This window comes from Kineococcus glutinatus (assembly GCF_039542765.1).
Lineage (GTDB): Bacteria > Actinomycetota > Actinomycetes > Actinomycetales > Kineococcaceae > Kineococcus_A > Kineococcus_A glutinatus.
In genome coordinates, this window is the sequence record NZ_BAABIL010000588.1 from 1 (window position 1) to 2409 (window position 2409).

Sequence of the window (2409 nt, forward strand, 5' to 3'; positions counted from 1 at the left end):
GTGCGGCCCGGCGCCGGCCCGTCGGCGTCACCGACCTCGACGACCGCCCCCTCCAGCAGCGGTGGCCGCCCCAGGACGGCGTCGGCGGCCAGGAGGACGCCGTCGCAGCGCGGCGCGCCCGTCCACGGCGGCGTGCCCGCCCGCAGAGCGGCCTCGACCCGTCGCAGCGGCGTGCCCGCCGGCACCTCGACGGCCAGGTCGCGCGACCACCGGCCGGTGGCGGCGGAACCGGTGACGGTGAGGCGCAGGAGCACGGCGGGGATGCTCGCAGCGCAGGGCGCGGCCGCAGCGCCACCGTCCACAGGTGGTCGGCCGGTGCCCCCGCCCGGGGTTGTCCACATCACCCGGGTGCCGCAGCCGCCGCCGCACCTACCGTCGGGCCCGCCCCGGCACCCGCCGCGGGACGACGAGCGGGAGGAGGTGCCGGGTGGACGCGCTGCGCATCGTGGAGGACGAGGTCCGCCGCGCCCTGCGCCAGGACGCCACGACCGGCACCCCCGTCGTGGACCTCGTGCGCGCCGTGGTGCTGGACTACGACACCCGCTCCCTCGACGGTTCCCTGCCGCGGCTGGAGGAACCCGAGAGGGCCGTCAAGCAGCTCGTCGACGCCGTCTCCGGCTGGGGGCCGCTGCAGCGCTACTTCGACGACCCGCGCGTCGAGGAGATCTGGATCAACGAGCCGGGCAAGGTGTTCGTCGCGCGCGGCGGGGTGCCCGAGCTGACCACCACGATCCTCGCCCCCGAGCAGGTGTGCGACCTCGTCGAGCGCATGCTGGCCGGCTCCGGCCGCCGCGTGGACGTCAGCTCCCCGTTCGTCGACGCCGCCCTGCCCGACGGTTCGCGCCTGCACGTCGTCATCCCCGACATCACCCGCCGGCACTGGGCGGTCAACGTGCGCCGCTTCGTCGCCCGGGCCCGCCGCCTCGACGACCTCGTCGCCCTGGGCTCCCTGACGCCGCAGGCGGCGCGGTTCCTCACCGCGGCGGTCGCGGCCGGCCTCAACGTCCTGGTCTCCGGCAGCACGCAGGCCGGCAAGACCACGCTGCTGAACTGCCTGGCGGCGGCGGTGCCCGCGCAGCAGCGCGTCATCACGTGCGAGGAGGTCTTCGAGCTGCAGGTCCCGCTGCGCGACGTCGTGGGCATGCAGTGCCGGCAGCCGAACCTGGAGGGGACCGGCGAGGTGCCGCTGCGCCGCCTCGTGAAGGAGGCGCTGCGGATGCGCCCGGACCGCATCCTCGTCGGGGAGGTCCGCGAGGCGGAGAGCCTCGACCTGCTCATCGCGTTGAACTCGGGCGTTCCGGGCATGTGCACGGTGCACGCCAACAGCGGCCGCGAGGCCGTCACGAAGATGTGCACCCTGCCGCTGCTGGCGGGGGAGAACGTCTCCAGCCGCTTCGTGGTGCCGACCGTCGCGGCGGCCGTGGACCTCGTGGTGCACGCGGAGGTGGACCGCGACGGCCACCGCCGGGTGCGCGAGGTCCTCGCCGTCCCCGGCCGCGTGGAGGGCGACGTCGTGGAGACGAGCGAGCTGTTCGCGCGCACCCGCGGCGGTGACCTGGTGCGCTGCAGCGGCTGGCCCCCGCACGAGGAGCGCTTCGAGCGGGCGGGGTTCGACCTGCGCGCCCTGCTCGCCGACCCGCGGGGCGGGCTGCGGTGACCGGTGTGCTGCTCGGGCTGCTGCTGGGGGCCGGTGCGTTCTGCGTGTGGAGCTCCTTCACGCCGGCGCGGCCCGCCCGACGGCGGCAGGCCCGCACCGGCCGGCTGGCCCGGCTGCTCGCCGAGGCCGGTGCACCGGGCGTGCCGCCCGCGACGCTGCTGGGGGCGTGCGCCGGCTGTGCGGTGGTCGTGTTCCTCGGTGGGCTCGCCGTCACGGGCGTGCCGGCGGTGGCGGGGTGCTTCGCCGTGCTCGCCGGCTGGGCGCCGCTGTCCCTCGTGCGGTGGCGGGCGGCGCGCCGGCGCACGCAGGTGCGCGAGCTGTGGCCCGACGTCGTCGACCACCTGGCCTCCGGCGTGCGCGGGGGGCTGTCGCTGCCGGAGGCGGTCGCCGCGCTCGCCGAGCGCGGGCCGGAGGAGCTGCGCTCGCCGTTCGGGCGCTTCGCGGCGCGCCACCGGGCCTCGGGGGGCTTCGAGCGCGAGCTCGACGCGCTGGGGGAGGAGCTGGCGGACCCGGTCGCGGACCGGCTGCTGGCGGCGCTGCGGATGGCGCGGCAGGTGGGCGGCACCGACCTGGGCCGGCTGCTGCGCACCCTGTCGGCGTTCCTGCGGGAGGAGGCCCGGGTGCGGGGGGAGCTGCAGGCGCGGCAGAGCTGGACGCTCAACGGTGCCCGGCTGGCGGTGGCGGCACCGTGGGTGGTGCTGGCGCTGCTGGCCACGCGGCCGGAGGCGGTGCAGGCCTACTCCTCCCCGGCG

General features: G+C 77.4%; 2 protein-coding genes and 1 pseudogene. 2 read left to right on the forward strand and 1 reads right to left on the reverse strand.

Annotated elements, in window-relative coordinates; translation table 11 throughout:
• Positions 1-254 (reverse strand): annotated as a pseudogene (locus ABEB16_RS18685) (hypothetical protein); the annotation flags it as partial.
• 173 nt (positions 255-427) lie between these two features.
• Here ABEB16_RS18685 and ABEB16_RS18690 point away from each other — a divergent pair.
• Positions 428-1657: a TadA family conjugal transfer-associated ATPase gene (locus tag ABEB16_RS18690; RefSeq protein ID WP_345713719.1), complete on the forward strand. Its 1230-nt coding sequence runs from the start codon at positions 428-430 to the stop codon at positions 1655-1657.
• A partial coding sequence (locus ABEB16_RS18695; RefSeq protein ID WP_345713720.1) for a type II secretion system F family protein occupies positions 1654-2409 on the forward strand: 756 nt, incomplete at its 3' end. The genes ABEB16_RS18690 and ABEB16_RS18695, both read left to right, overlap by 4 nt.